The organism is Pseudomonas sp. RT4P38, assembly GCF_054897765.1.
Window position 1 is genome coordinate 5,142,472 of record NZ_CM142703.1, and the last position, 26,554, is coordinate 5,169,025.

General features: G+C 59.6%; 23 protein-coding genes. 11 read left to right on the top strand and 12 right to left on the bottom strand.

Translation table 11 applies throughout. The annotated features are described in order from the left end of the window. Window positions 1–17: 17 nt before the first annotated feature. Window positions 18–878: a hypothetical protein gene (locus ACYZT7_RS23795; RefSeq protein ID WP_462038457.1), complete on the top strand. Its 861-nt coding sequence runs from the start codon at window positions 18–20 to the stop codon at window positions 876–878. Here the strand turns inward: ACYZT7_RS23795 and ACYZT7_RS23800 are convergent. The 5 genes from ACYZT7_RS23800 to ACYZT7_RS23820 all read right to left on the bottom strand — a co-directional run bounded on the left by ACYZT7_RS23800 (window position 859) and on the right by ACYZT7_RS23820 (window position 5,273). Next, on the bottom strand, window positions 859–2,697 hold the full coding sequence (locus ACYZT7_RS23800) for an ABC transporter ATP-binding protein (RefSeq protein ID WP_462038458.1): 1,839 nt from the start codon (window positions 2,695–2,697) through the stop codon (window positions 859–861). The two genes, ACYZT7_RS23795 and ACYZT7_RS23800, sit on opposite strands and share 20 nt — an antisense overlap. After that, window positions 2,690–3,292, bottom strand: a complete 603-nt coding sequence (locus tag ACYZT7_RS23805) for a DsbA family protein (protein WP_177338865.1) — start codon at window positions 3,290–3,292, stop codon at window positions 2,690–2,692. The genes ACYZT7_RS23800 and ACYZT7_RS23805 overlap by 8 nt, the downstream gene beginning before the upstream one ends. A 39-nt stretch (window positions 3,293–3,331) precedes the next feature. Next, a complete protein-coding gene (trhO, locus tag ACYZT7_RS23810) occupies window positions 3,332–4,273 on the bottom strand; it encodes an oxygen-dependent tRNA uridine(34) hydroxylase TrhO (protein WP_462038459.1) in 942 nt (313 codons plus the stop codon). 169 nt (window positions 4,274–4,442) lie between these two features. After that, window positions 4,443–4,736, bottom strand: a complete 294-nt coding sequence (locus tag ACYZT7_RS23815) for a BolA family protein (protein ID WP_462038460.1) — start codon at window positions 4,734–4,736, stop codon at window positions 4,443–4,445. A gap of 12 nt (window positions 4,737–4,748) precedes the next feature. Further along, window positions 4,749–5,273 (bottom strand): DUF2059 domain-containing protein, encoded by a 525-nt coding sequence (locus tag ACYZT7_RS23820; protein ID WP_109633752.1) that lies wholly within the window; start codon window positions 5,271–5,273, stop codon window positions 4,749–4,751. Between the two features lie 190 nt (window positions 5,274–5,463). Between ACYZT7_RS23820 and ACYZT7_RS23825 the strand changes: the two genes are divergently transcribed. Both ACYZT7_RS23825 and ACYZT7_RS23830 read left to right on the top strand, forming a co-directional pair. Continuing rightward, complete coding sequence (locus tag ACYZT7_RS23825) at window positions 5,464–6,858, top strand: class II fumarate hydratase (protein ID WP_462038461.1); 1,395 nt, start codon at window positions 5,464–5,466, stop codon at window positions 6,856–6,858. 313 nt (window positions 6,859–7,171) lie between these two features. Then, window positions 7,172–8,167 (top strand): IS110 family RNA-guided transposase, encoded by a 996-nt coding sequence (locus ACYZT7_RS23830; RefSeq protein ID WP_462030744.1) that lies wholly within the window; start codon window positions 7,172–7,174, stop codon window positions 8,165–8,167. Window positions 8,168–8,268: 101 nt separating this feature from the next. Here the strand turns inward: ACYZT7_RS23830 and ACYZT7_RS23835 are convergent, their stop codons facing one another. Then, on the bottom strand, window positions 8,269–9,228 hold the full coding sequence (locus tag ACYZT7_RS23835; RefSeq protein ID WP_462038462.1) for a DMT family transporter: 960 nt from the start codon (window positions 9,226–9,228) through the stop codon (window positions 8,269–8,271). A gap of 211 nt (window positions 9,229–9,439) precedes the next feature. On the opposite strand from ACYZT7_RS23835, the gene ACYZT7_RS23840 reads away from it, so the two are divergent. Further along, window positions 9,440–9,634 (top strand): DUF6316 family protein, encoded by a 195-nt coding sequence (locus ACYZT7_RS23840; protein WP_462038463.1) that lies wholly within the window; start codon window positions 9,440–9,442, stop codon window positions 9,632–9,634. A gap of 123 nt (window positions 9,635–9,757) precedes the next feature. Here ACYZT7_RS23840 and ACYZT7_RS23845 read toward each other — a convergent pair whose 3' ends face one another. Together ACYZT7_RS23845 and pap are read right to left on the bottom strand one after the other, a co-directional pair. After that, on the bottom strand, window positions 9,758–10,942 hold the full coding sequence (locus tag ACYZT7_RS23845; RefSeq protein ID WP_347803780.1) for a thiolase family protein: 1,185 nt from the start codon (window positions 10,940–10,942) through the stop codon (window positions 9,758–9,760). 105 nt (window positions 10,943–11,047) lie between these two features. Then, entirely contained in the window at window positions 11,048–12,568 is a 1,521-nt protein-coding gene (gene pap, locus ACYZT7_RS23850; RefSeq protein WP_462038464.1) for a polyphosphate:AMP phosphotransferase, read from the bottom strand. Window positions 12,569–12,752: 184 nt separating this feature from the next. Here pap and mnmC point away from each other — a divergent pair, with 184 nt between their 5' ends. The 5 genes from mnmC to ACYZT7_RS23875 all read left to right on the top strand — a co-directional run bounded on the left by mnmC (window position 12,753) and on the right by ACYZT7_RS23875 (window position 20,028). Then, entirely contained in the window at window positions 12,753–14,735 is a 1,983-nt protein-coding gene (mnmC, locus tag ACYZT7_RS23855; protein ID WP_462038465.1) for a bifunctional tRNA (5-methylaminomethyl-2-thiouridine)(34)-methyltransferase MnmC2/FAD-dependent 5-carboxymethylaminomethyl-2-thiouridine(34) oxidoreductase MnmC1, read from the top strand. A 124-nt stretch (window positions 14,736–14,859) separates the two neighbouring features. Continuing rightward, entirely contained in the window at window positions 14,860–16,632 is a 1,773-nt protein-coding gene (locus ACYZT7_RS23860; protein ID WP_462038466.1) for an N-acetylglutaminylglutamine amidotransferase, read from the top strand. A 3-nt stretch (window positions 16,633–16,635) separates the two neighbouring features. Continuing rightward, entirely contained in the window at window positions 16,636–18,384 is a 1,749-nt protein-coding gene (gene ngg / locus ACYZT7_RS23865) for an N-acetylglutaminylglutamine synthetase (protein ID WP_462038467.1), read from the top strand. A gap of 162 nt (window positions 18,385–18,546) precedes the next feature. After that, a complete protein-coding gene (locus tag ACYZT7_RS23870; RefSeq protein WP_462038468.1) occupies window positions 18,547–19,737 on the top strand; it encodes an osmoprotectant NAGGN system M42 family peptidase in 1,191 nt (396 codons plus the stop codon). 63 nt (window positions 19,738–19,800) lie between these two features. Beyond that, complete coding sequence (locus tag ACYZT7_RS23875) at window positions 19,801–20,028, top strand: YheU family protein (RefSeq protein WP_025212539.1); 228 nt, start codon at window positions 19,801–19,803, stop codon at window positions 20,026–20,028. 5 nt (window positions 20,029–20,033) lie between these two features. On the opposite strand, the gene csrA is transcribed toward ACYZT7_RS23875, so the two are convergent. The 3 genes from csrA to ACYZT7_RS23890 form a co-directional block, all read right to left on the bottom strand. Then, window positions 20,034–20,219, bottom strand: coding sequence for a carbon storage regulator CsrA (gene csrA, locus ACYZT7_RS23880; protein WP_282481278.1), 186 nt, complete (start codon window positions 20,217–20,219; stop codon window positions 20,034–20,036). 153 nt (window positions 20,220–20,372) lie between these two features. Then, window positions 20,373–20,705: a YnfA family protein gene (locus ACYZT7_RS23885; protein ID WP_282380829.1), complete on the bottom strand. Its 333-nt coding sequence runs from the start codon at window positions 20,703–20,705 to the stop codon at window positions 20,373–20,375. A gap of 64 nt (window positions 20,706–20,769) precedes the next feature. Further along, window positions 20,770–21,585: an SDR family oxidoreductase gene (locus ACYZT7_RS23890; protein WP_462038469.1), complete on the bottom strand. Its 816-nt coding sequence runs from the start codon at window positions 21,583–21,585 to the stop codon at window positions 20,770–20,772. A gap of 280 nt (window positions 21,586–21,865) precedes the next feature. On the opposite strand from ACYZT7_RS23890, the gene ACYZT7_RS23895 reads away from it, so the two are divergent. After that, the gene (locus ACYZT7_RS23895; RefSeq protein ID WP_169858239.1) at window positions 21,866–22,024 is read left to right on the top strand and encodes a DUF3309 family protein; all 159 of its coding nucleotides are present in this window, start codon (window positions 21,866–21,868) and stop codon (window positions 22,022–22,024) included. 60 nt (window positions 22,025–22,084) lie between these two features. Here ACYZT7_RS23895 and ACYZT7_RS23900 read toward each other — a convergent pair whose 3' ends face one another. Next, window positions 22,085–24,178: an LTA synthase family protein gene (locus ACYZT7_RS23900; protein WP_462038470.1), complete on the bottom strand. Its 2,094-nt coding sequence runs from the start codon at window positions 24,176–24,178 to the stop codon at window positions 22,085–22,087. A gap of 957 nt (window positions 24,179–25,135) precedes the next feature. Between ACYZT7_RS23900 and ACYZT7_RS23905 the strand changes: the two genes are divergently transcribed. Next, complete coding sequence (locus ACYZT7_RS23905; RefSeq protein WP_462038471.1) at window positions 25,136–26,437, top strand: IS4 family transposase; 1,302 nt, start codon at window positions 25,136–25,138, stop codon at window positions 26,435–26,437. Window positions 26,438–26,554 lie beyond the last annotated feature (117 nt).

Here is a 26,554-nt window from a genome sequence, read left to right on the forward strand (position 1 = left end):
TGAAAAACGAACTGATAGTGGTGTACACCGGCTCGCTGAATGCCAACAACGTCGCGCGCATTCACGGGGTCGAGGCCGTTGAACGCGCCATGAAAACCATGGATGACATCGCCATCCCCCTCGGCGTCACGACGACGCCGCCCGACAACATGAACTGGCTGAGAGTGGACACCAGCCCGGGTGAGGCGTTGATGTTCGACAACTCGACACGAATGATCGTCACCCGATTACCGGAAGGAGCGAGTTCCTGGACACGCAGCACCGGAGCGCCGCAAGCCTTCCGGGAAAGAACAGCCACTGTCTTCGATACGCTGTTCCAGTCGCCGACCAGCAATCCCGCCAATGCCGCCGCGTTGCGGATCGACAGAGCGATGCAGAAACTGCAACGGCTGTTGCCCCTGCGCGAACGTGCGCTCAATGCCAGAAACATCGCCTTCGCCGACGTGACGACCGTTTCGGGGAGTCGGGAGGTCTACGTCAGTGTTTCCGGAGCCCAGCGCACCACCACCCGTTTGCCGTTGTTCCAGCATCTGGGCGGCAATCAGGTCCGTATGGGTGATACGACGTACTTCAACATTGATTTTGATCAGGCTTACCCCAGAACGTCCCTTGAGGTCACTTCCGAGGGCAAGATAGTGGCCGGTCCCCTGACGATCAAGGACATCAACACCTATAAACCGGCACAGACGATCAGACCGACTTCGCTGGACAGCGAAAGCAAGCTGATCGCTGCGATTCGTAAGAAATATCCCGACTTGTCGCAGATCCGCCCCGTCGACGTAGCGACGACGATGCGCCCTTGTGAGTCGTGTTCAGTGGTGCTGAAAGAGTTCGGTCACGATGGAGCAGCCAACGCACTCAAGGTGCTTTGGGGTTGACCTGCAATTGTTGCAAATGCCCATAAAGCTTGGCGTACAACCCACCATCGGCAATCAGTTGCTGATGGTCGCCATCCTCGGCGATCTGCCCTCCATCGAACACCAGCACCCGGTCGGCCTGCTTCACGGCTGACAATCGGTGCGCAATGATCAATGTGGTGCGGTTGCTCAAGAACCGCGCCAGCGCCTGGTGCAGGTTGTATTCGGTGGCGGCATCCAGCGCTGAGGTGGCCTCGTCGAGGATCACCACTTTAGGGTCGGCCAGCACCATCCGCGCAATCGCCAGGCGTTGACGCTGGCCGCCGGACAAGCGCACACCGGAACGGCCGACGATACTGTCCAGGCCGTTGGGCAGCTCTCGAACAGTCTGGTGCAGTTGCGCGATTTCCAGCGCTTGCCAGCAGGCCTCGTCGCTGCGCTCACGCCCCATGGTCAGGTTGGCGCGGACGGTATCGTTGAACAGTGCCGGGTGTTGCAGGACCACGGCGACATTTTCCCGAACGGTTTCCAGACCGATTTCCTGCTGGGTCGAGCCGCCGAAACGGATCGTCCCGGCGAGCGGCGTGTACAAGCCCAGCAGCAACTGCACCAGGGTACTTTTGCCACCGCCGCTGGCACCGACGATCGCGACTTTTTCACCGGGGGCGATCGACAGGTCCATCTGATTCAACACCAGTTCGTCGCCGTAGCCGAAACTCAATCCCTGGACTTCGATGCCAACGGTTTTGCGACCGTTGAACGGGTCCACTCCGCCCGGATACTCAGGCTCATCGGCCCGGGCCAGTAACTCGTTGATCCGCGACAGCGCACCGCCAGCGGCGTAGTAGGCGTATTGCAGATTCAGCAGTTGTTCCACCGGTCCGATCATGAACCACAGGTAGCTGAACACCGCGAGCATCTGGCCGATGGACAGGTCGGAAAACAATACCGTGAGCATCGCCACCGCACGAAAAATGTCGATACCGAACTGGAACAGCAAGCCGCTGGCACGGTTCGAGGCATCGGTTTTCCACTGCGAGATCACCGCGTAATCGCGTACTTCGCGGGCGCGCTGACCCAGGCGCCCGAGGAAAAAGCCCTGACGGTTTCCGGCGCGCACTTCCTGAATGGAATCGAGGGTTTCGGTGAGTGCCTGGGTGAAGCGCGAGGTGCTGTCGTTCTCGAGTTTCTTCAGGTGTTTGACCCGCTTGCCCAACTGCACCGTGGCGTAGATCACCAACGGGTTGAACAACAGAATCAGCAACGCCAGCTTCCAGTGCATCCACATCAGGATGGAGGCGGTGCCGACCAGGGTCAGCATGGCCACGAGGAAACGACTGAGGGTTTCGCCAACGAATTTGTCCAGTGTGTCCAGGTCGGTCACTAGGTGGGTAGTGACCGTGCCGCTGCCCAGGCTTTCATATTCACTCAGCGAAATACGCTTGAGCCGGTCGATCAGCCGCAGGCGAATGCGGTACACGATGTCCTTGGCCAGCGCCGCGAACAACCGCGCCTGTACGACGTTGAACAGCAAAGCGGCGCAACGCAGACCCAGCGTCACCAGCAACATAAGGCCGATGTAACCCGCGGCTTTCTGCCAGTTTTCGGGCAACGTGTGGTTCATGATCTTCAGCGCGGTGTCGCCGTGGCCCAGCAGCACTTCGTCGACCAGCAACGGCAAGAGCAAGGGGATCGGCACGCTGCACAGGGTTGCCAGCACCGCCACGCCGTTGGCAATCCACAGGGATTTCTTGTGATGCAGCGCCAGGCGGCGGATTTCCACCCAGCTCAGACGGTCGACACGTGTAGCGGTTGGGGCGTCGTCGGGCAGATCATGCACAGGCGGCGCGCTCCAGCCAGCGGCCGAGCAACGGAGACAATACGCTGAGCGGCTGATAGCCATTGGTCAACAGTGCCAATTGACCATCACGCTCAGCCAGCAATGTAGGGAAACCGGCAATGCCCAGGTCCTGGACCCAGGTGAAATCGGCAGCCGTCGCGGCGTGCTGATCGGCACGGTCGAACGCAGCGGCGAACTCGATGCGCGGTAGACCGGCCTGCTCCGCCAGCTCCACCAGAACACTGGCGTGGGTGACATCGCGACCTTCGGCGTAAAACGCGTGCTGGATCAGCCCAAGCAGTTTCCACGCGCAATCCGGCGCCAGGCTGCGCGCAGTCACCAGTGCCCGACAGGCAGGTTCGGTGTCGTAGACAAACCCGTCGGGCAATGCGCCTTCCAGCTTGAATGGTTGGCCCGTAGCCTCAGTGACCGCCTGCCAATGCTCAAGGATATAGCGTCGGGTGGTCGGCTCCAGCGCCGAACCACTGCCGGTGCGCAAACCACCCACCACCAAGTGCACGTCCACACCCGCCGCCTGCGCCTGCTCGACCAGCGCGTTGGCCACCGGTGCAAAGCCCCAGCACCAGGAACACATCGGGTCCATCACATAGAGCAGGCGTTGTGCAGACATGATTCAAGCCTCGGAAGGGGTTTGCTTGTAGTTGTAGCCGATCGGATGAGGCAGGTTGCGAGCCTTGGCCAGTTCAATCTGCTTTTGCCGATCAGTGGCACTGCGACGGGTTTTCTCGCTCAGCGTATCCCAGCAATGCGGGCAACTGATGCCGGCCACATAGTGCTCGGACGCGCGGTCTTCGACGCTGATCGGTGTACGACAGGCATGACATTGATCGTAGTCGCCTTCGCTGAGGTCGTGGCGAACGGTCACGCGGTTATCGAACACGAAGCAGTCGCCCTGCCATTTGGTTTCTTCCTGCGGCACCTCTTCGAGGTACTTCAGAATGCCGCCCTTGAGGTGATAAACCTCGTCGAAGCCCTGGCTGAGCATGTAGCTCGAGGCCTTTTCACAACGAATGCCGCCGGTGCAGAACATCGCGACTTTCTTGTGCACGGCCGGGTCGAAGTGGGCTTTGATGTAGTCGGGGAACTCGCGAAAGCTGGTGGTCTTCGGGTCGATGGCACCTTCAAAGGTGCCGATCGAGACTTCGTAGTCGTTGCGGGTGTCGATCAACAGCACTTCAGGATCGCTGATCAGGGCGTTCCAGTTCTCTGGATCGACGTAGGTGCCGACCTTTTTGTTCGGGTCCACGCCTTCAACGCCGAGGGTGACGATTTCTTTCTTGAGTTTGACTTTGGTGCGATAGAACGGCTGGTCGTCGCAGTACGACTCTTTGTGGTCGATGTCGTCCATGCGTGGGTCGTTCTTGAGCCAGGCCATCAGCCCGTCGATGCCTTCGCGGCTGCCGGACACGGTGCCGTTGATGCCTTCTTCGGCGATCAGCAGCGTGCCTTTGATGCCGTTGTCGACCATTGCTTGCAGCAGCGGCTCGCGCAGGGCGACGTAATCTTCCAGAGTGACGAACTTATACAGTGCCGCCACGACAATCTGTTGTGTCATGGGTGATTCTCCAGGTGGCTACCCTCGTAAGGGGTGAACCGGATGCGAAAAAAAACGCGCCGGGTGAGCGGCGCGTTGCGGATTCTAGCAAAAATAAATGTTTCTCTGTAGGAGCACGGCTTGCCGGCGAAGGCGATCTTGAATACGCCTTCGCGGGCAAGCCTCGCTCCTACCTGCCGCCAGCACAGGTCGGCGAGGCCGGAGCCGCGTCGATCTGTGCCCATTCCTCTGGTGTGTAGGTATGCAGCGCCAACGCATGGAATTCGCCCATCAGCTCGCCGAGCGTGCCGTAGACTTTTTGGTGACGCTTGACCCGGTTGAGCCCTTCGAACTGCTGGCTGACCACCACGGCCTTGAAGTGGGTCTGCAACCCACGGCTGTGCAGGTGGCTTTCATCCAGCACTTGCAGATGCTGCGGCTGCAACAGGCCCAGCGTCGATTCGATGCGTTGTTGCATGGTCATACCGAACTCCGCTTAAGGCTTTTTCTTGGCTGGAGCGGCGGCGCCTTTAGGCTCCAGCTCGGCCGTCATGTCAGCCAGCAGTTTGTTGACTACAGGCACTGCGCTTTCCAGCTTGGCTTGAGTCATCTGGGCCGATTGCTGAGTCAGCTGCGGCATTTTTTCCAGGACTTTCTTGCCCAGTGGCGATTTGTAGAACGCGACCAGGTCTTTCAGCTCGGATTCGCTGAAGTTGGTGGTGTAGAGCTTGACCATGTCCGGCTTCAGCTTGTTCCAGCCAATGGCTTGGTCCAGCGCGGCGTTGGCTTTGGCCTGGTAAGTTTCCAGCAGGGCTTTTTTTGACTCGGGGGCTTTGGTCTGTTCAAAGCGCTGAGCGAACATTTGCTGCACTTGCATGTACACCGGGGTGCCCAATTTGTCAGCGTGCGCCAGGGTCAGGAAAGCCTCGGCACTGGCGTTGTGGCTGGCGGTATCGGCAAAAACAGGGCCGCTGGCGCAAACCAGTGCAACCGCGGTACAGATGGCACGAAGACGAGTCATCGAGTTTCCTTTTCTAGCAGGCGAGGTAAAACCCCAAGGGCGACCATTCTGCGCCTAAAAAAGTGTGTCGCTCAACCCCAAGCCTTGTCGGGCCTGATTTAGAGGGGTTGAACGGTCAAATTCCAGACTGATGGAACCACGGCCGGCGATGACGGCCTAAACTGCGATCAGACCTACAGGAGTGCGCACGATGAGCCGTATCGAAACCGACAGCCTTGGCCAGGTTGAAGTCCCGGATGAAGCCTACTGGGGCGCTCAGACGCAACGCTCGCTGATTAACTTCGCCATCGGCAACGAACGCATGCCGCTGGCGGTGCTGCATGCCCTGGCACTGATCAAGAAAGCCGCGGCGCGGGTCAATGACCGCAACGGTGACCTGCCCGCCGACATCGCCCGGCTGATTGAACAGGCCGCCGACGAAGTGCTCGACGGCAGCCACGACGACCAGTTCCCGCTGGTGGTCTGGCAGACCGGCAGCGGCACTCAGAGCAATATGAACGTCAACGAAGTGATCGCCGGACGCGCCAATGAACTGGCCGGTAACCCTCGCGGCGGCAAGTCACCGGTTCACCCTAACGATCACGTCAATCGCTCTCAAAGCTCCAACGACTGCTTCCCGACTGCCATGCACATCGCCACGGTTCAGGCGGTGCAGCAACAATTGCTGCCAGCGATCGGAGAACTGTCGGGCGGGTTGGCGGAGTTGTCTGCGCGGCACATGAAACTGGTCAAGACCGGTCGGACCCACATGATGGACGCAACGCCGATGACCTTCGGTCAGGAACTCTCCGCGTTCATCGCGCAACTGGATTACGCCGAGCGGGCGATCCGCAGCGCACTGCCGCCCGTGTGTGAACTGGCCCAGGGTGGCACCGCGGTCGGCACTGGGCTGAATTCGCCCCATGGTTTCGGCGAAGCTATCGCGGCCGAGTTGGCCGCCCTCTCCGGCCTGCCGTTCGTCACCGCACCAAATAAGTTTGCCGCCCTGGCTGGCCATGAACCGCTGACGACACTGTCCGGCGCGTTGAAAACCCTTGCCGTGACCCTGATGAAAATCGCCAACGACCTGCGCCTGCTGGGCTCCGGACCGCGAGCAGGCTTTGCCGAAGTGAAACTGCCAGCCAACGAACCGGGCAGTTCGATCATGCCGGGCAAGGTCAATCCGACTCAGTGCGAAGCGCTATCGATGCTGGCTTGTCAGGTCTTGGGCAACGACGTGGCCATTGGTTTTGCAGCGAGTCAGGGCCATTTGCAATTGAACGTGTTCAAACCGGTGATCATCCACAACCTGCTGCAATCGATCCGTCTGTTGGGCGATGGCTGCAGCAACTTCCAACAGCATTGCATTGCTGGCCTGGAACCGGATGCAGAGAAAATGGCTGAACACCTGGAGCGTGGGTTGATGCTGGTGACGGCGCTGAATCCGCACATTGGTTATGACAAATCGGCGGAGATCGCCAAAAAGGCTTACGCCGAAGGGCTGACCTTGCGTGAGGCGGCGTTGCAACTTGGGTACCTGACAGATGAAGAGTTTGATGCCTGGGTAAGGCCGGAGAATATGCTGGAGGCTGGCGCCAAGGGCTGAGTTTTGTAGCGCCTGACAGTCAGTCTTCGCGGGCAAGCCTCGCTCCTTGTATGTTGACCCTGACTCCAGCGAGAGAGGTTACGCTCAAGGATTCATTCAACAGCAAGTGCGTTTCTGGGGGAGGCCGATCGCTCCTGAAGGCAGGATTTGCTCCTGACCTTGTCTGTAGAGAGGCCCCCCCGCCTCATTGCCCACCACGAAGAGTATCGAGAAGCCGACAAGTCGGACTTCGCATTACAAGGTTGCAGTGGCATGAAGTTCGAGGTCGGGGGAACCGGAAGCAATCTTACCTAAAGTCAGGGAAGTGAAAAGCATGAATACTCATGTCGGCATAGACATTGGTGCCAAAACGTCTGCCATGGGATGGCGGCAGAACGGCAAAACAGTCGGCCAGTGGGACATTCAGCACACGCCCAAGGGTCGTAAGGCCGCGGTGAATAAGATGATGGGCCTCAAACCGCTGAGCGTGGTCATGGAGGCCACCGGTATTTACTACCTGGATCTTGCGTTGGAGTTGCATGCCGCCGGCTTACCGGTCTCGGTGATCAACCCAAAAAGCTTCCACAACTTTGCCAAGTTGATGTTGCAAAACAGCAAGACTGACCAGATCGATGCGCAGTTGCTGGCTGAATATGGCGAGCGCATGGCACCCAGGCTTTGGGTCCCGCCTACGGCGGATCAAATGATGCTGCGTGCGATTGGCCGTCATATCAATCGACTGATTGGCCATCGGACCAGAGCCAAGAATGAGCTGCATGCGCTACAAGCGACAGATACGAGTATTGAGTTGCTAATCGCAGATGAGAAAGACGCGATTGCTGCATTGGATATACGCGTTGACCGTTTGAAAAAGGCTGCGCGCGACGCCATCGCCAAGTGCCCGAACCTGACCTTGCAGTTTCGCTGCATGATGGCGGCACCCGGCGTGGGAGAGGCTTCAGCGATTGCTGCACTGGCTGAGTTGACGACGCTACCTGTAACGCTCAAATCGGCACAGGTGAGCCGTTATGCGGGGCTGGACGTGAGATTGACCCAGTCAGGAACAAGTGTGAACCGCCCTGGCCGAATGTCGAAATGTGGCAACGCCTACTTACGCGCAGCGATGTTCATGCCGGCAATGACGGCAATCCGTTGCGATGAGAACGTGAAAGCCTTCTACGAAGCTCTGGTGGCTCGGGGCAAGAAGAAAATGCAAGCCATCGGAGCAGTGATGCGCAAGTACCTGACGGGTTTATGGGCTTGCATGCGCTCCGGCGAAGAATTTGATACGGCCAAGCTTTTTAGCGAAAAACATCTCGCGAAAGCTTGACCGTGAACAGAGTATCTACAGGTTTTGTGTCGATCACAATATCCGGTATCGACACAAAACCCGTAGGAGCGTGGCTTGCCCGCGAAGAACGATGACGCGGTTTAACCTGCGGCCATCCGAACCCGCCGTGCCTTGAGACCGGCGATGAGCGACGGCCCTAACGCCACCAACGCCGACCCAAGCACCACCAGCACCGCCCCGCCATAACCCAGACCATTGATTGTCTCGGCATGCACATACTCCGGCCACAACCACGCCGCCACGGCCACCGCAGCGAACGTCACCAACGGCGTAATCGCCAGCGTCGCACTGACCCGCGACGCCTCCCAATGGGCCAGTGCCTCGGCAAACGCGCCATAGGCGATCAAAGTATTCATGCAGCACGCCAGCAGTAGCCAGCCTTGCAGCGGACTCAGTTGCAGCGCTTCCAGCGGATGCACCCACGGCGTCAGCAACAACGCGCAGAACAGGTAGATCACCATCATTACCTGGAGCGAATTCCACACCGTGAGCAATTGCTTCTGTCCCAAGGCGTAGAAGGTCCAGACCGTGGACGCCAACAGCACCAGCAGCACACCGGCGGTGTAATCGGTCAGCGAGGTGAGCAACTCGGCCAAGCGCTGATTGAAAAACAGCGCGAAGCCGATCAGCAGCACCAGCAGGCCAATCCCCTGCCCCACGCTGAATCGTTCCTTGAACACAAACAGACTGGCGATCAGCAACATGATCGGCCCCATCTGCACCACCAGTTGCGCGGTGCCGGGGCTGAGCAGGTTCAGGCCCATCAGGTACAGCACGTAGTTGCCCACCAGGCCGAGCACCGCCATCAACACCAACCAGCCTCCGCGCGGGCCGAGCACTTTGCGACTCGGCAGGCGCCTGGTCGCCGCCAAGTAAATGAACAGGCACCCGCCGGACACGATCAAGCGAAACCAGGTCACCGTCACCGGGTCCATCACCAGCAGTACTTGCTTGAGTTTGATCGGCAGGATTCCCCACAGTAACGCGGTCACCAAGGCCAGGAACAGACCGTAAACCCAGCGACCCGATGAAATGTGCATGGCGAACCCCGAAGCCAAGTGGCGAGAAAGGTCATTCTAGGCTTAGCGTTGTTCGGCACACAGGGACAGTTCGCCGCTGGCCGCGAATGAAACTGTGCGGGTCGCACCATTAAATTGGCGCTATGCCGTCGATCGGCTGGCCAGGCGTTGCAAATGGTTCATGCATAAGCTCATTGAATTCGCTCGCAGGAACATCACTCAGGAGATCGCCATGTACGGCATGCGCGCCCAGGACAATGCCCCCGCCACGCACTTTCGCTGTGACCGGGTGTGTCGTGTGAATGGGGAGTTATATTTCAGCACCCGGGAAAACACCCTGGAGGGGCCGTTTGAAAACCCGGAGAAATTGGCGCGTGAGGTACAAGCTTACATCGAGCGGATGCTGCTTTTGCGTATGAGCCTATAGGCCGCGGAGCCTCCATTCGCGAGCAGGCTCGCTCCCACACTCGATCTCTGTCACACACAAGATCCCTGTGGGTGCGAGCTTGCTCGCGATAGCGGCTAATCAGACAACAAAAAACTGGGGGATTTAACGCACCGCCTCAAACAACCCGGTCGCCCCCATCCCGCCACCCACGCACATGGTGACGATGCCGTAACGCAGATTACGCCGCTGCAATTCACGCACAAGGTGCCCGACCTGACGCGAACCGGTCATGCCGAACGGATGACCGATGGAAATCGAACCGCCGTTGACGTTGTACTTGTCGTTATCGATCTCCAGCCGATTGCGGCTGTACAGGCACTGGGACGCGAAGGCTTCGTTGAGTTCCCACAGATCAATGTCGGCAATCTGCAAACCCTTGGCCTTGAGCAACTTCGGAACCGAGAACACCGGGCCGATGCCCATTTCATCCGGCTCGCACCCGGCCACGGTGAAACCACGGAAAAATGCCTTCGGCTTCAACCCCAATTCCAAGGCTTTTTCCAGGCTCATGACCAGCGTCATCGACGCGCCATCGGACAGCTGAGAAGAATTACCCGCCGTCACCGAACCGTCTTCGGCAAACACCGGCTTCAATCCCGCCAAGCTTTCCAGGGTGGTGCCTGGGCGATTGCAGTCGTCGCGATCGACGATGCCGTCAAGGATCTGCACCTGACCGGTGGCCTTGTCTTCAACGCGATACTTCACCGCCATCGGCACGATCTCATCGTCAAACAATCCAGCGGCCTGAGCCTGAGCAGTACGTTGCTGACTTTGCAGGGCGTACAGGTCCTGTTCTTCGCGGCTGACGTTATAACGACGTGCAACGATTTCGGCCGTCTGCCCCATCGGGAAATAAATGCCTGGCACCTGCTCTTTAAGCAGCGGATTGATCAGGTTGTCAGTGTTGATACTTTTCATGGTCAGGCTGATGGACTCGACGCCACCGGCGACGATGATGTCGCTGCAACCCGAAGCGATCTGGTTGGCGGCGATGGCAATCGCCTGCAAGCCCGACGAGCAAAAACGGTTGAGTGTCATGCCGGCAGTGCCAGTCCCCAGGCGCGACAGCACCGCAACGTTGCGACCGATGTTGAAGCCCTGGCCGCCTTCGTTGGAGCCGGCGCCGACGATGCAATCCTCGACGCTGGCCGGGTCAATGCCAGTGCGCTCGAGCAGCGCATTGATGCAGTGAGCCGCCATGTCGTCCGGACGGGTCTGGTTGAACTTGCCGCGAAAGGATTTGGCCAGGCCGGTCCGCACGCTGTCGACGATCACCACTTCACGCATGGCATACCTCATTGTTGTTGTCAGTTGAGAGTGGATTGAGCATAAGCCCACCCAATTACCGACTGCGACAATCATTCACCCCGCGTATGCGTAACCATCGGCTCGCTACTTGTTCTTTTTGGCTTTCCTGGCGTGTTTGTCGGACTTTTCGAACGCTTCTTCCAGCGCATGGTTGATGGTGCGCAGGACTTTGACCCGCGCCCAGCGCTTGTCATTGGCTTCCACCAGGGTCCAGGGCGAGATCTCGGTGCTGGTACGGTCGACCATGTCACCGACTGCAGCCCTGTAGGCCTCCCACTTATCGCGGTTGCGCCAGTCGTCTTCGGTGATTTTGAAGCGTTTGAAGGGGATCTGTTCGCGCTCTTCAAATCGTTCCAGTTGCGTCTGTTTGTCGATAGCCAGCCAGAACTTGACCACGATTACCCCGGCATCGGCGATCTGCTCTTCGAAATCGTTGATTTCGCTGTAGGCGCGCAACCAGTCGGCCGAGCTGCAAAAGCCTTCGATGCGCTCTACCAGCACCCGGCCATACCAGGAGCGGTCGAACACAGTGAATTTGCCGCGCGCCGGTAAATGTCGCCAGAAGCGCCAGAGATACGGGTGCGCCCGTTCCTCTTCGGTGGGCGCGGCGATCGGCACGATGCTGTACTGACGCGGGTCCAGCGCAGCGGCAACCCGGCGAATCGCCCCGCCTTTGCCCGCCGCATCGTTGCCTTCAAACACCGCGATCAAGGCGTGCCGACGCATGCGTTTGTCGCGCATCAGCCCGGAAAACCGCGCCTGCTCGGTGATCAACTGTTCTTCGTAATCGTCCTTGTCCAGGCGCAGGGTCAAGTCGAGGCTGTCGAGCAGGTTTACCTGATCGACGCTGGGGGACACTGGCGCGGCGCTGACTTTTTCCGGGTGAATTTTCGGCCGTTTCAGAGCGCTTTGCAGACCCTCGAGCAAAATTTTGCCCACGACCAGACTCCGATAACGCGGGTCCATCCCGGCGATGACATGCCACGGCGCATAGTCACGGCTGGTGCGGCGCAGTATGCGTTCGCCATATTTCACGAATGTGTCGTACGTTTCGGATTGTTGCCAGTCCAGCGGACTGATGCGCCAGCTGTGCAGCGGGTCATCGGCCAGCGCCTTGAGGCGTGCCTTCATTTGTTTCTTGGAAAGATGGAACCAGAACTTGAAGATCAGCGCGCCTTCGTCGCACAGCATCTTCTCCAGCCGCTCGGCTGCGTTGATGCTTTGATCGAGTCTGGGATCGTTGAACAAGCCATGAACCCGGCCTTGCAGCATCTGGCTGTACCAATTACCGAAGAAAATCCCCATGCGACCCGTGGCCGGGAGCATCCGCCAGTAGCGCCATGCCGGTGGTCGCGCCAGCTCTTCGTCGGTCTGTTGATCGAAGGTGCGGACCTCGATCAGGCGTGGGTCCATCCATTCGTTAAGCAACTTGACCGTCTCGCCCTTGCCGGCGCCTTCGATGCCATTAATCAAAACGATCACCGGAAAGCGGCGTTGCTGGTGAAGTTCGAACTGCGCTTCGAGCAAGGCTTCACGCAGGGCCGGTTCTTCGGCGTCGTAGGTTTCTTTGTCGATGGCGTGACCGATTTCGGCAGATTCGAACATGGGACGGCTCCTTCCAGGATTGAGCAAGACTAGCGGATTGGGCCGATAGTCAGCAGAGAAAATTCCCTGTGGTTTAGGCTTTTGTGGGGATTGTCCCTGACACACCCAGCCTGGCACTTGCCATGGATCAAGCACCGCCCCGGCGATCGGCTAGAATGGCCGCCTTGCCGTTGCCGAGCCTGCCATGAAATCTGTATTGCCCCACGCCCAGCTCGACTGGGACGACCAAGGGCTCCCGCGCTCGCGGGTGTTCAACGATGTGTATTTTTCCGATCTGTCGGGGCTGGACGAAACCCGCTACGTATTCCTCGAACAGAACGCTTTGCGTGAACGCTTCGCCGCATTACCGGCCGGCGGTCGACTGGTGATTGGCGAGACCGGTTTCGGCACCGGGCTGAACTTCCTTTGCGCCTGGCAGCTGTTCGAACAGCACGCGGTGGCCGGTGCGCGGCTGCATTTTGTCAGTGTAGAAAAGTACCCGCTGAGTGCACCGGACCTGCAACGGGCGCTTGCGCTATGGCCGGAGCTCAAGCCGTTTGCCGATCAGTTACTTGCGCAGTACGTGGCGATCCATCAAGGCTTCCAGCGCCTGGTGCTGGATAACGGTCGCGTGACGTTGACCCTTTTGATCGGTGATGCATTGGAACAATTGCCGCAACTGGACGCGCAGATCGATGCCTGGTTTCTCGACGGCTTCGCCCCGGCGAAAAACCCCGACATGTGGACCGCCGAACTGTTTGCCGAACTCGCCCGGCTGGCGGCGCCCGGTTCGACCATCAGTACGTTTACCAGCACCGGCTGGGTGCGCCGTCTGCTGAACGCGGCGGGTTTCAAGATGAAGCGCACGCCTGGCATCGGCCACAAGTGGGAGATCCTGCGGGGCGTGTTCCTCGGCTGGCCGCAAGAGGCCGCGCCGCCAACCGTGGCAAAACCGTGGTTTGCGCGGCCGACGCCGCTGACTGGCGAACGTCGAGCCTTGGTGATCGGTGCTGGCCTGGCCGGTTGCGCCAGCGCCGCCAGCCTGGCTGCGCGGGGCTGGCAAGTGAGTCTGCTGGAGCGTCACGATGCGCTGGCGCAGGAAGCCTCGGGTAATCCTCAGGGCGTGCTGTACCTCAAGCTTTCGGCCCACGGCACGGCGTTGTCGCAATTGATTGTCAGTGGTTTCGGTCACACCCGGCGCGTGCTTGAACATTTGCAACGGGGCGTCGACTGGGACGATTGCGGGGTCTTGCAACTGGCCTTCAACGCCAAGGAAGCCGAGCGTCAGGCGCAATTGGCCGCCGCCTTTTCGCCAGACCTGGTGCACTTGCTCGATCAACCGCAAGCCCAGACTCGGGCCGGCATCGCCCTTGACCACGGCGGATTATTTTTCCCGGAAGGCGGCTGGGTTCATCCGCCAGCGTTGTGCCACTGGCAGGCGTCCTCAGCGAACATCCAGTGGCTGCCCCATCGCGACGTACTGGAACTGCGCAAGGTTGATGATCAGTGGCAGGCCTGGGACGGTGATGATTTGCTGGCCAGTGCCCCCGTGGTGATCCTCGCCGGCGCCGCCGAGATCAAGCGTTTTCCACACAGCGCCGAGCTGCCCCTCAAACGCATTCGTGGCCAGATCACCCGACTGGCGCAAACCCCTGAAAGCCAGAGCCTGGCCACCGTCGTCTGCGCCGAAGGCTACGTGGCGCCGGCGCGACTGGGCGAACACACCCTCGGCGCCAGCTTCGACTTCAAGAGCGATGACCTGACCCCAACCCTCGCCGAACACCTCGGCAACCTGGCCTTGCTCGAGGAAATCTCCCCTGACCTGGCCACGCGACTGCATGCTCAGGCACTGGACCCGCAGCAGCTTGAAGGACGCGCCGCGTTCCGCTGCACCAGCCCGGACTACCTGCCGATCGTTGGCCCGTTGGCCGAACCAGCAGCCTTCGTCGACGCCTACGCCGTACTGAGCAAGGACGCCCGGCAAGTACCGGACATTCCCTGCCCCTGGCTTGAGGGTTTTTACGTCAACAGCGGCCACGGTTCTCGCGGCTTGATCACCGCGCCACTGTCGGGTGAATTGCTCGCGGCATGGATCGAAAACGAACCGCTGCCCCTGCCCAGAACGGTTGCCGAGGCCTGCCATCCCAACCGTTTCGCCGTGCGCCAGTTGATCCGCGGAAAAGTCTGACGGCGCGCCTTATAACTTATCGGTCTAAAACTCCGGGGATTCAGCCGGGTCAGTTTCTGAGTACCCGCCGTTTTTGGCGCGGTATCGATTGACCCTCCCCAACGGAAAAACCGGTAAGGAATTTATGTGCGGATTAGCTGGCGAGTTACGTTTTGATCATCAACCTGCAGACCTTGCAGCCATTGAACGAATCACCCATCACCTGGCCCCGCGTGGCCCTGACGCATGGGGCTTTCATGCCCAAGGGCCGATTGCCCTGGGCCATCGTCGCCTGAAAATCATGGACCTGTCGGACGGCTCGGCGCAGCCGATGGTCGACAACCAACTGGGCTTGTCCCTGGCCTTCAACGGCGCGATCTACAACTTCCCGGAACTGCGCACCGAGCTTGAAAGCCTTGGTTACGCGTTCTATTCCGGTGGGGACACCGAAGTGCTGCTCAAGGGTTATCACGCCTGGGGCGAAGCATTGCTGCCCAAGCTCAACGGCATGTTCGCCTTCGCCATTTGGGAGCGTGACGCCCAACGCCTGTTCATCGCCCGCGACCGTCTCGGCGTGAAGCCGCTGTACCTGTCGCGCACCGGTCAACGCCTGCGCTTTGCCTCGGCACTGCCGGCGTTGCTCAAGGGCGGCGACATCAACCCGATCCTCGATCCGGTGGCGCTGAATCATTATCTGAATTTCCACGCAGTGGTCCCGGCCCCGCGCACCTTGCTGGCCGGCATCGAAAAACTGCCGCCAGCCACCTGGATGCGCATCGAAGCGGACGGCACCACCGAGCAGAAAACCTGGTGGACCCTGCCCTACGGCCCACACGCCGACGAGATGAATCTGACACTCGAAGACTGGCGCGACCGTGTGCTCGACAGCACCCGTGACGCGGTGGCGATCCGTCAACGTGCGGCGGTCGACGTCGGTGTTCTGCTTTCGGGCGGTGTCGATTCGAGCCTGCTGGTCGGCCTGTTGCGTGAAGTCGGTGTTGAAAACCTCTCGACTTTCTCCATCGGCTTCCAGGATGCCGGCGGCGAACGCGGCGACGAGTTCCAGTATTCGGACCTGATCGCCAAGCACTACGGCACCCAGCATCACCAATTACGCATCGACGAAAAAGAGATCATCGAGCAACTGCCCGCAGCGTTCCGCGCCATGAGCGAGCCGATGGTCAGCCATGACTGCATCGCCTTCTATCTGTTGTCCCGCGAAGTGGCCAAGCATTGCAAAGTGGTGCAAAGCGGCCAGGGTGCAGACGAACTGTTCGCCGGTTATCACTGGTACCCACAAGTCGACGGTGCCGAAGATCCGTACGCCGCCTATCGCGATGCGTTTTTCGACCGCAGCTACGACGACTACGCCGCCACCGTGCAACCGAAATGGCTGACGGCTAATGACGCCGCCGGTGACTTCGTCAAAGAACATTTCGCACAGCCCGGCGCCGATGCGGCGGTGGACAAAGCCCTGCGTCTGGACAGCACGATCATGCTGGTCGACGACCCGGTCAAACGCGTCGACAACATGACCATGGCCTGGGGCCTGGAAGCGCGTACACCGTTTCTCGACTATCGCCTGGTGGAATTGTCGGCTCGCGTGCCGGGCAAATTCAAACTGCCGGACGGTGGCAAGCAAGTCTTGAAAGAAGCGGCGCGGCTGGTGATCCCGAGTGAAGTGATCGATCGCAAGAAAGGTTACTTCCCGGTCCCTGGCCTGAAGCATTTGCAGGGCGATACGCTGAACTGGGTGCGCGAACTGCTGCTTGATCCGAGCCAGGATCGCGGCCTGTTCCAGCCAGAGATGCTCGACCGCCTGCTGACCGATCCGCAAGGCCAGTTGACCCCATTGCGCGGCTCCAAGCTGTGGCAATTGGCGGCGCTGAATCTGTGGCTCAGTGAACAAGGAATCTGATCGATGAAACCCCACGCCACGGCCTACAGCCAACGCTTGTTGCGCGGTCAGGCGCCCTCGTACGAACGCTTGCAGGCGCGTCTGGCCGAAGACGGCAGCGAACTGGGCGCCGCACCGATAGCCGTGCATTGCGGCTGGGGCCGGTTGCTGATCGGCCACACCTTCCCCGATGCGGCGAGCCTGGCCCAAGAGCTGCTCAACGAGCAGGCCGGCGAACGCGACATCGCCTTGTACGTGGCTGCGCCCCAGCAAGTGCTGGGGCTGGAGCCGGCCCAGTTGTTTCTCGACCCGTCCGACACCTTGCGTCTGTGGTTCAGCGATTACCGGCAGTCCACTCGGGTGTTTCGCGGCTTTCGCATCCGCAGGGCCCAGGGCGACGCAGACTGGCAGGCGATTAATCAGCTGTATCAGTTGCGCGGCATGCTGCCAGTTGACGCGAGTTTGCTGACCCCGCGCCATCAGGGTGGGCCCGTCTATTGGCTGGCCGAAGACGAAGACAGCGGCGCGATCATCGGCAGTGTCATGGGCCTCAATCATCACAAGGCGTTCAACGATCCAGAGAACGGCAGTAGCTTGTGGTGCCTGGCGGTCGATCCGCACTGTTCGCGACCGGGTGTCGGCGAAGTACTGGTGCGGCATTTGATCGAGCACTTCATGAGCCGTGGGCTGAGTTACCTGGACTTGTCAGTGCTGCATGACAACCGCCAGGCGAAAAGTCTTTACGCCAAGTTGGGGTTTCGCAACCTGTCGACCTTCGCCATCAAGCGCAAGAACGGGATCAATCAGTCGCTGTTTCTGGGCCCCGGTCCCGAAGCCGAATTCAACCCGTATGCGCGGATCATCGTAGATGAAGCCCATCGGCGCGGCATCGAAGTACAGGTCGATGACGCCGAAGCCGGTCTGTTCACCTTGGTGCATGGCAGTCGGCGTGTTCGTTGCCGTGAGTCACTAAGCGATCTGACCAGTGCCATCAGCATGACGTTGTGTCAGGACAAGAGCCTGACCCACAAGGTCTTGAAAAATGCCGGGCTGAACCTGCCGGCGCAGCAACTGGCCGGCAACGCCGATGACAATCTGGCCTTTCTCGACGAGCACGAACGCGTGGTGGTCAAACCGCTGGATGGCGAACAAGGCCAGGGCGTCGCGGTGGATCTACGGACCATCGAAGAGGTCCAGCAAGCCATTGAATCCGCCCGTCAGTTCGACAGTCGCGTGCTGCTGGAGAGTTTCCACGAAGGTCTCGATTTGCGAATTGTGGTGATCGGTTTTGAGGTGGTCGCCGCGGCCATTCGCCGACCGGCTGAAGTGGTCGGTGATGGTCAGCATTCCATCGGTGCGCTGATCGAAGCCCAGAGCCGGCGTCGTCAGGCGGCGACCAGCGGTGAAAGCAAAATCCCGCTGGACCATGAGACCGAGCGCACCTTGCACGCGGCGGGTTATGACTACAGCAGCATTCTGCCGGCCGGTGAGCATCTGTTCGTACGCAAGACGGCGAATCTTCATACCGGCGGGATTCTTGAGGATGTGACGGCGATCCTGCATCCGACCTTGGTGGATGCGGCGGTGCGAGCGGCGCGGGCGCTGGACATTCCGATGGTCGGGCTCGACCTGATGGTGCCCGCTGCCGATCAACCGGAACATGTGTTTATCGAAGCCAATGAGCGCGCCGGCCTGGCCAACCATGAACCGCAGCCGACGGCCGAGCGGTTTGTGGATTTGTTGTTTCCGCACAGTCAGCCGGCGGCCTCGTAGATTTGTGTCGTTTGAACTGACGCCATCGCGAGCAAGCTCGCTCCCACAGGGGAATGCGGTCAAATGTGGGAGCGAGCTTGCTCGCGATGGGGCCCTGACAGACAACAACGATTATGTTCCTTCATCGAAACCATCGATGGCCTCAACTCATCAGGAGTTTCCATGATCAGCAAAATTCCCGAACCGGATTTGAACTACCTGCAAAAAGTCCTGCTGGAAATGCTCGCCATTCCCAGCCCGACCGGGTTCACCGACACCATCGTGCGTTACGTCGCCGAACGGCTTGAAGAGCTGGGCATTCCCTTTGAGATGACCCGCCGCGGCACCATCCGCGCCACCCTCAAGGGCAAGAAAAACAGCCCCGACCGTGCGGTCTCCGCTCACCTCGACACCATCGGCGCGGCGGTTCGCGCGATCAAGGACAACGGCCGTCTGACCCTGGCGCCTGTCGGTTGCTGGTCCAGCCGTTTTGCCGAGGGCAGCCGGGTCAGCCTGTTTACCGACAATGGCGTGATCCGTGGCAGCGTGCTGCCGCTGATGGCTTCCGGGCATGCGTTCAATACCGCGGTGGATGAAATGCCGATCAGTTGGGATCACATCGAACTGCGCCTGGATGCTTATTGCGCCACCCGTGCCGATTGCGACTCTCTGGGGATCAGCGTCGGTGATTTTGTCGCCTTCGACCCTTTGCCGGAGTTCACCGAAAGCGGCCACATCAGCGCCCGTCATCTCGACGACAAGGCCGGTGTGGCGGCATTGCTGGCGGCGCTGAAAGCGATCGTCGACAGCGGCGAACAGCTGATGATTGACTGTCATCCGCTGTTCACCATCACCGAGGAAACCGGCAGTGGCGCGGCGGCGGCGTTACCGTGGGACGTCAGCGAATTCGTCGGCATCGACATTGCCCCGGTCGCGCCGGGTCAGCATTCCAGCGAACACGCGGTGAGCGTGGCAATGCAGGATTCCGGCGGACCTTATGACTATCACCTGTCACGGCATCTGCTGCGCCTGGCCAGTGACAACGAGTTGCCGGTGCGCCGCGACCTGTTCCGCTACTACTTCAGCGATGCCCATTCGGCGGTCACTGCCGGGCACGACATTCGCACCGCCCTGCTCGCCTTCGGCTGCGACGCCACTCACGGCTACGAACGCACCCACATCGACAGCCTTGCTGCGCTCAGTCGATTGCTCGGCGCCTACATCCTCAGCCCGCCAGTATTCGCCAGCGATGCTCAGCCTGCGAAAGGGTCGCTGGACCGGTTCAGCCATCAGATCGAACATGACACGCAGATGGAGAGCGATACGCGGGTGCCGTCGGTGGATAGTCTGGTGGGGCAGCGCAACGATAACTAAGCGAACGCTGGTCCTGTACGTTCAACCGCCGTAGCATCGCGCCATTGTTTAGCCGAGGTGCCCATGCTGATTCCCCACGACCAACTTGAAGTCGACACCCTCACCCGCCTGATCGAGGATTTTGTAACCCGTGACGGTACGGACAACGGTGATGACACACCGCTGGAAACCCGAGTTCTGCGGGTTCGCCAGGCATTGACCAAGGGCCAGGCGCTGATTGTCTTCGATCCGGACAGCGAGCAATGCCAGTTGATGCTCAAGCATGATGTGCCCAAGCACCTGTTCGACTGAGGCCTTCAGCGCCCTTTGTTTTTTGCCCGTTTGGCCTGGATGCGGTCGTAGACCTCCGCCCGGTGCACACTGACGTTTTGCGGCGCTTCGACACCGAAGCGCACAGTGTTTCCGTTGACCGCGACAATGCGCACGGAAATGTCGTCACCGATGGAAATCAATTCGCCCACAACGCGACTGAGTACAAGCATGACATTCATCCTTCAGGGTTATCGGACCCTGAAGATGCCTCGCGTGCAGCAGCTCTTCAATGCGCTGACAGACAATCAGTCCCGCCCTACAGCGCAGGACGAACGCGTCCTAAGGAAACGTCTGACAAATCGATTGATTGAAGGACCGATCCTTCAGGAGGCGGAGAAACGCGGCCCGAAAAGGATGACGCTCGCCCCGATCACACACAACGCCACGCCGATCCAGTCCGAGCCCAGCGGACGAATCCGCTCGACCACCGCCAGCCAGCCGATCGACGCGATGATGTAGATGCCACCGTAAGCGGCATAGGCGCGACCGGCGTAGGTCGCTTCGATGCGGGTCAGCAGCAGCGCGAACAAGGTCAGGCTGAGCAGAGCCGGCACGACCCACCAGGCGCTTTTGCCCTGGCGCAGCCACATCCAGAAGGCAAAGCATCCGGCGATTTCAAACAGCGCGGCAAGGAAAAACCACAGGTAATTGAGCATGCAAACGTCTCGCAAGGATGACCGATTGCGGCCACCCTAACGGCGGTGTTGTGCACGGGCAAGCTCAGCCTGCGGTTTGTTTGGCCTTGGCGCGCATTTTGTCGGCCATGACGGTCATTTCGTCGTAGAGCAATTGCGGGTTCTTTTGCTTGAGTGCCCAGGCCATACGGCCCTGTTCGTGCGGCAGAATCATGAACTCGCCAGCGGCAACGTGCTGATAGATGTAGTCGGCAATGTCGGCAGCGGTGATCGGCGAGCTTTCCAGCAACTTGCCGACCTGGGCTTTCATCGCCGGCGTCGGGCCACGGAAGGAGTCCAGCAGGTTGGTCTGGAAGAACGACGGGCACACCACATGCACGCCGACTTCCTGCTGCGCCAATTCGATCAGCAGGCTTTCGGACAACGCCACCACGCCAGCCTTGGCCACGTTGTAGTTGCTCATGGCCGGGCCTTGCATCAGGGCTGCCATCGACGCGATGTTGATGATCTTGCCTTTGCTTTTTTCCAGCAGCGGCAGGAAGGCCTTGCAACCCTTGACCACGCCCATCAGGTTGATCGCGATTTGCCAGTCCCAGTCCTCCAGGGACAGCTCACTGAAGAACCCGCCCGAGGCAACGCCGGCGTTGTTGACGATGACATCGATGCCACCGAGTTTCTCTTCGCAAGCCTGAGCGAAGGCGGTCAGCTGGCTGTAATCGCGCACGTCGCAACGCTGGATAAAACCATCGCCTCCGGCTTCGCGAACAAGCTTCAGGGTTTCCTGCAGACCGGGTTCGCTGACATCCGACAAGGCCAGCTGCCAGCCTTCACGCGCCCATCGCAGCGCGATTTCGCGACCTAAGCCCGAGCCCGCGCCAGTGATCATCATGCGATTTTGCATAGCAAACAGCCTTGTAGTTCCGGGGAAGATGCATCGAGTGTAGCGAAGGACAATGCCCGACCCACGCTCCATCAGATTGCTGAATGGCCCGAGCAAACCGCGGAAGCGTCTGAACCAACTAGAGTAATAAAAAACGAAATAAGCCTTTCTTCGAAAAACATTAAAAAAACTTGGAATTTTCTTTCATGAGCGACAGTCGGATTTTGTAAGCAGCCTGGTTTTATAGCATCCCGGCTGACACTTAAACGCCAGGTAATTCCAGAACACTTCCAACAAGGAAATAGACATGGGCACAATTCTTATCGTAATTCTGATCCTGTTGCTGGTCGGTGGTTTGCCAGTGTTCCCGCACTCCAGAAGTTGGGGTTATGGCCCGTCGGGGATCATCGGCGTCGTGTTGGTGGTGCTGTTGATCCTGCTGTTGCTCGGCAAGATATAAAGGTTTAACCGGCAAAAAAAGAGGCCCTTTTCAAGGGCCTCTTTTTTATTGCGTCAAGACTTAGTCCGGCTTGCCGTCAACCACACCGGCGGTGTTGTCGATCAGGCTCTTGGTCGCCGTTTGCAGGAACGCTTCGAGCTTGAGCTTCAGCTCAGCGGTACGCGGCGCATCCGCAACGATCTCGGCGTGAGGTGTCGCGCCCAGTTCGTACTGGTACAACTTCGGCGCCATTTCCTTTTCTTTCGGCAGCACCAGGATCTGATCGGCCGTGATGATGGCGGTGGTCTGCTCGCTACCCGACGGCTTGATCACGCCAAAACCGGGGTCACCTTCAGGCAGGTTAAGCAGGTCACGCCCCCAGCACTGATGACGCACTTCACCACCAATACGACCCATGATGGTCGGCACGATGTCGATCTGAGTGCCCACAGTATGGTCACGCTGGCCGAACTTCTCCTGGATGCCCGGTGCGATCATCAGCATCGGCACGTTGAAGCGGCCCAGGTCCATTTCGGTGATCTGACGCTCGTTGCCAAAACCGTGGTCTCCGACGATCACAAACAGGGTTTCCTTGAAATACGGCTCCTTGCGGGCCTTTTCAAAGAACTGACCCAGCGCCCAGTCCGCGTAACGCATGGCGGTCAAATGCTCGTTCAGGCTACCGCGATCGGTGACAGGCTCGACCGGCAGTGGCGTCGGCAAGGCGTATGGCGTGTGGTTGGACAGGGTTTGCAGCAACGCATAGAACGGCTTGCCGTTTTCCCGCGCCTTGAGCTCGACCAGACCGCGGTCGAACATGTCCTGGTCGGACACGCCCCAGGTCGGATCGGAGAACACCGGGTTAACAAAGTCGTTACGACCAATGAAGTTGGTCATGCCCTGACTGCTGAAGAAACCCGACTGGTTATCCCAGGCGAAGTCGCCGTTATAAACATACACGTCGTCATAGTCACGGGCACTGAGCAATTGCGGCAGGCCGGACAACTTGTGGCTGCCTTCCGGCGTCTGCATCAGGTATTCGAAACCCGGCAGATTCGGGAAGCACGCCATGGTGGCGAACATACCCTGGTGGGTATGGGTCCCGTTGGAGAAGAAGCGGTCGAACATCAGGCCTTCCTTCGACAGTTTGTCGAGGTACGGTGTGATGTTGCCCGGTGCGCCCAAGGCACCCACCGAGTGACCGGCCATGCTTTCCATCAGGATCACGACAACGTTCTTGATCGGCAGGGTCTTGTCGGCCGGCGGCGTGTAATCGCGACGCACTGCTGCGGTTTCGGTATCGACCAGCTTGTCGTCCGCCATCACCAGCATGTCACGCACCACTTTCTGCGCTTCAGGCTGTGGCAGGGTGGCCTTCCAGATGTTGTCGCGATTTTCGGACATCCGGCTCTTGGCCGCGGCGACCAAAGACAATGTGCCGTTGAGGCCCAACTGGTTGGCGAAGTTCGAGTCGGTGGTGTAAACGTCTCCCCAACGCATTGGTGGGCCTTGACGCAACGTGCCACGAGCGGCCACCACGCAGACCAGCAGGCAGACGACGAACACCGCGATGCGCGCATACCACGGGGCGATCTGGCGCGTGCCGATGCTGCCGCCGCTGAATGGACCACGAGGACGGGTGGCGCGGTCGGCGCCCTTGAATGCCAGGGTCAGGATCAACGTGCCCACGGCCCAGGCCAGCAGGTAGCGAACCACCGGGAAACCGTACCAGAGCATGCTCATCACGGTTTTCGGGTCTTCCTTTACATATTGGAAGACCAGGCCGTTGAGGCGCTGGTGGAACTCGCGGTAGAAGTCCATCTCCATCAGGCCGAGGAACAGCGCGATGCTCGAGGCAATGGTCAGCCAGAAACGGAAGAATCCGCGTGCGGCCATCGCCCGGGCGCTGAACAGCGCCAGCAGCAATGGAATGCTGAGGTAGACCACCAGGCGCAGGTCGAAACGCAGACCGTTGGCGAACGCTTCGAAAAAGGTCAAGGCCGGGGTGTCGAGGATCATCTCGCTGTTGTAAACCAGCAGCGCAACGCGCAGCAGGCTGAACATGACCATCATGACCAGGGCACACAGCAGCGTGTAGGCCAGATGCGATTTGACGGTCGGTTGCAGCAGGCGACTAGAAGCTCGCTGCTGACTCAGGGCGTCCGGGTTTGCCATGTCGTTTTAGGACCCATTGGAAGTGGAAGTTTCAAAAATACAGCTGCGCCCTGCCCTCTGTTGGCCAGTACTCGGCCCCGGGGCTTGCGCGGTGCGCAAATGTTGCACGATCATCCGCGGCATTGCCATTGATTACTGCCCGGCATGTTTGGCGCGGGCGAATTGTCTTGGAGACTTTGTGAAAATTTCGTGCAACGCATGTCCGGAAACAAAATAAAGCCCCTAGCTCCTGATGCCCGTTAGTTTGGGGGCATATCCGTTTCTTCGGTAACGGCGACTGGTAGTTTCGCTCTTACAGCGAGTCACTTGGAAATACGGAATGCCGCCCAACCCCAAGTAACCAAGGGCTCCTGCCCCGCCATTCGGTGCCTCGCCTTGGCTCGGCATGCCCTCACTCCGGTCCTGCTCCGGGGGCCCGCCGCCATCGGCCATCCATGGCCGGGGGCGGCTACCGCGGCATCCTTGCCGCAGTGCCCCCTGCGCAATACCTGCGTTCGGCCTCTGGGAAAGGGGCAGTAGATCAAAATCAAAAGCCACAGCCACAGCAAGATCAAAAGATCGCAGCCTCGTTTCACTCGACGGCTCCTACCGGGGGGAGGGGGTGTACGCACGCTCCTCACCACTCAACAGGTCGAGCGTTAGCTCGCCTGCAGCTTTTGATCTTGATGCACCGCCCCCTCGAGAGGCCGAGTGGAGGTTCTACGCAGTGGGCCCACGGAGCAGGACCGGAGCGAGGGCATGCCGAGCCTGGGCGAGGCACCGAACGAAAGGGGCAAGAGCCGGGCAAGAGCCCTTGGTTACTTGGGGTTGGGCGGCATTCCGTATTTCCAAGTGACTCGCTGTAAAAGCCATCCCTTTCAAGGTCTTTGATAAAATCCTCAAAACTCCAGTCAGGACGGCGAGACGATGTGGGCAGAAGTTTTAGCGCGGTTCGAGAAAAAAGCGCCGGCCAGTGTCATGGCCAAATTGGTTTTGGAGCAGGCTGTTACAGCTGAGTGGGTCGATCAGGTGTTCGAAGAGCATCGTCAACGACAGTACCCGCGTGAGCTTTTATTTTCGACCATCGTTGAGCTTATGTCCCTTGTTTCACTGGGTTTGCGGCCGTCGCTACATGCCGCCGCACGGCAGATGGATCTTCCTGTCAGCTTGGCGGCGCTCTATGACAAGGTCAGCCGCACAGAGCCTGCGCTGCTGCGCGCCTTGGTAGCCGGCAGTGCACAACGTTTGGCACCGACGATTGAAGAATTGGGCTGCTCGGCCATTTTGCCTGGCTGGCAACTGCGGGTGGTTGACGGCAACCACCTGCCTTCCAGCGAAAAACGTCTGGGCGCGTTGCGCCGTGAACGAGGCGCCGCCCGGCCTGGTTTTTCGGTCGTGGTTTACGACCCTGATCTGGACCAGGTCGTCGATCTTCAGCCCTGTGAAGATGCTTATGCCAGTGAGCGCGTCGGCGTGCTGCCGTTGCTGGAAAACGCCAGTAGGGGCCAGTTGTGGATGGCTGATCGGCTCTATTGCACGCTCCCGGTCATGGAGGCCTGCGAAGACGCTGGCGCTTCTTTCATTATTCGTGAGCCGAGTAAGCATCCGCGCCTGCTTCAGGAAAGCGACTGGCAAGAACCTGTCGCGGTCGAGGCGGGAAGCGTGCGCGAGCAAACCATCGAAGTGAAAGGCGGACGTCAGTGGCGGCGTGTTGAACTGAACCTGCAAAAAGCTACCGAATCAGGCGACACCATGCTGTTGTTCTGGAGCAACTTGCCCGACACCATCACCGCTGAGCAAATCGCCGATTTGTATCGTCGTCGCTGGAGTATCGAAGGGATGTTCCAGCGCCTGGAATCGGTGCTGGACAGTGAAATCGAAAGCCTGGGCAACCCCAAGGCGGCTCTGCTGGGATTTGCCGCGGCCGTGTTGGCTTACAACGTTTTGTCAGTGCTTAAGCGCAGCGTTGAACAGGCTCATCGCCAGACGCAACCAGAGGGATGGGAGGCATCGATTTTCCATTTGGCAGTGCAAGTGCGCAGCGGTTACGAGGGCCTGCAGATCGCCTTGCCGCCAGAGCACTTAGCCATCCCGATCCGCTCAGGAGGGCTGGCTCAGCACTTGCTGGCGCTGGCTAAAAACATCCCGCCCAAATCCGTCGCCAAAAGCAAACGAGGTCCGAAGGTGCCTAAACCCAAGGAATGGCTGGAAGGCAAGGCAGTGAATGCTCACGTGTCGACAGATAGGGTGCTCAAGGCCGCCAAGGTCAAAAGACCTTGAAAGGGATGGCTGTAAAAGCGAAACCGCTAGTCGCCATGACCGAAGAAACGGATATGCCCCCGATCAAATAACCCGCCATACCCAATAGAAAACGCCCCGAACCAGTCAGGGCGCTTT